The sequence below is a fragment of the Dolichospermum sp. LEGE 00246 genome, assembly GCF_015207865.1.
Classification (GTDB): domain Bacteria; phylum Cyanobacteriota; class Cyanobacteriia; order Cyanobacteriales; family Nostocaceae; genus Dolichospermum; species Dolichospermum heterosporum.
Genome location: NZ_JADEWA010000658.1, coordinates 1 through 2,072 on the forward strand (window position 1 = coordinate 1; position 2,072 = coordinate 2,072).

The following is a 2,072-nucleotide window of genomic DNA, read 5'->3' on the forward strand; positions in this document are numbered from 1 at the left end:
TATCGTTGGCTAGGAGATTTGTATAAGAGTCAGGCAGGGGGCAGGGGAGAAATTTTCTTCATTCTTCCTTCTTCCAAGTAACCACTGACAACTGACAACTGACAACTGACAACTGACAACTGACAACTGACGACTGACAACTGACAACTGACAACTGACAACTGACAACTGACAACTGACAACTGACAACTGACAACTGATAACTGACAACTGATAACTGACAACTTCCGGCTTCCGAGGTAATAAATTCCATGTCTGTATCGCTGCTACGCCTGGGCGATAGATTTGATGCTCATATTCATGGCGACGTAATTATTCATCCCAGTGCAGTAATAGCTCCTGGGGTAATTCTACAAGCAGCTACTAACAGTACAATTGTGATTGGGGCTGGAGTATGTCTGGGTATGGGATCAATTCTCCAAGTAAGTGAGGGTATTCTAGAAATAGAAGCAGGAGCAAACTTGGGAGCCGGTTTTTTGATGGTTGGTGAAGGCAAAATTGGGGCTAATGCTTGTATTGGTGCAGCCACAACGGTTTTTAACTGTTCCGTAGCGCCAGGACAAGTTATTCCCTCTGGTTCAATTTTGGGAGATACTAGTCGGCAGATTGTTGAACCGTCAGCGGTACAACCAGAATCTACTAATTCTCAACCAGAGAAACCAGAGGAATCAGCCGAACAACTTGAATCTCCTCATTCTCAACTAGAGAAATCAGAAGAACCAGAGGAACAGGAAAAAGTATTTTCCTCAACTCAACTCTCGGTTGCGGCTTTTCTGGAGTTTAAACACCAATCTACACCTGTATCTCCACCTTCACCTACACCGAAAAGCCAGTCTCCACCAGAGTCGGAAACGGCTGTGGCTAGTGATTCCACCCCCGTTGAAACTCCGCTTCCAGAGTCTACAGAAACTACTTCTGAAAGCTTAGAACCTAGCGAGTCTGATCTAGAAGCTCACAACATTTTTGGTACGCAAATCTATGGACAAGGTAGCATAAATAGGCTGCTGAGTACATTATTTCCCCATAGACAATCCTTGGGCAAGGAAAACTCTCACAATTCTTCAGGTTAAGTGTTAAGTATGAAGTGTGAACTTAAGTCCATATTGAAATGCTAGTTTTCATTCTTTTGTGATTGAAGACGCTATACGAACCTTATCCTGGGAAATTTAGATGGAAACATATAATCAAAGTGCTTTGAGTAATATTCATGCACCACGTCGCCGTGATAGCCTCAAAGACACTGCTTTAGGTTTAGTCTCGACTCTCAGTTTTCCCGCTATAGTTGGCACGGCTGACATGATGTTAAAGTCGGCTGGAGTCCACTTGGTTGGCTATGAAAAAATTGGTAGTGGTCATTGTACGGCAATTGTCCGAGGTGGCATTGCTGATGTCCGCTTGGCTGTGGAAGCTGGTGTGCAAACGGCTGAACAGTTTGGCCAGTTGGTGTCTAGTTTGGTAATTGCCCGTCCTTATCCTAATTTAGACGTAATTCTACCTATTAACCGTCTGACTCGATTTATGGGAGATGGTGGATACAGCCGTTTGAGTAATCAAGCCATTGGGTTGGTGGAAACTCGCGGGTTTCCTGCTATGGTGGGTGCTTGTGATGCTATGCTTAAAGCTGCTGATGTGCAATTAGCATCTTATGAGAAAATTGGCGCTGGTTTGTGTACGGCAATTATTCGCGGTTCAGTGGCTAATGTTGCCGTAGCAGTGGAAGCGGGAATGTTTGAAGCGGAACGCATTGGTGAGTTAAATGCAGTTATGGTGATTCCTCGTCCTTTGGATGAGTTGGAAGAAACTTTACCTGTGGCTAGTTGCTGGATGGAAGAACGTCAACCAGTTAATATACCTATTAATATTAAAGATAAAATAACAGATGTGGAAGCGATAGAGTTGCCTGATTTGGCAAAGCTGCCTGTGAGAGTTAAGGAAGAGATTTGGAGTCAGTAACCCAGCCCTAAAGGGACTGGGCTTGCAAGAGTAATCAAGCAAGCCGTACTGACCAGACCACCCTGAGCGTTGTCGAAGGGTAGCCGTTATTTGAGTCACGACACCTCGGAATGCGTTCG

Annotated in this window: 3 protein-coding genes; 2 read left to right on the plus strand and 1 reads right to left on the minus strand. The window is 44.6% G+C overall.

Features of this window, described 5'->3' with window-relative positions:
• Positions 1–58 precede the first annotated feature (58 nt).
• The gene (locus IQ228_RS25210) at positions 59–253 is read right to left on the minus strand and encodes a hypothetical protein (RefSeq protein WP_193964874.1); all 195 of its coding nucleotides are present in this window, start codon (positions 251–253) and stop codon (positions 59–61) included.
• Between IQ228_RS25210 and IQ228_RS25215 the strand changes: the two genes are divergently transcribed.
• Positions 252–1,070: a transferase gene (locus tag IQ228_RS25215; RefSeq protein ID WP_193964876.1), complete on the plus strand. Its 819-nt coding sequence runs from the start codon at positions 252–254 to the stop codon at positions 1,068–1,070. The two genes, IQ228_RS25210 and IQ228_RS25215, sit on opposite strands and share 2 nt — an antisense overlap.
• A 100-nt stretch (positions 1,071–1,170) precedes the next feature.
• Positions 1,171–1,953 (plus strand): BMC domain-containing protein, encoded by a 783-nt coding sequence (locus tag IQ228_RS25220; RefSeq protein WP_193964878.1) that lies wholly within the window; start codon positions 1,171–1,173, stop codon positions 1,951–1,953.
• The last annotated feature ends 119 nt before the right edge of the window (positions 1,954–2,072 follow it).

Bases quoted from the DNA above. Each gene is read 5' to 3' on its own strand.
- IQ228_RS25215 (WP_193964876.1), top strand. From the start codon at position 252: ATGTCTGTATCGCTGCTACGCCTGGGCGATAGATTTGATGCTCATATT.
- IQ228_RS25210 (WP_193964874.1), bottom strand. From the start codon at position 253: ATGGAATTTATTACCTCGGAAGCCGGAAGTTGTCAGTTATCAGTTGTC.
- IQ228_RS25220 (WP_193964878.1), top strand. From the start codon at position 1,171: ATGGAAACATATAATCAAAGTGCTTTGAGTAATATTCATGCACCACGT.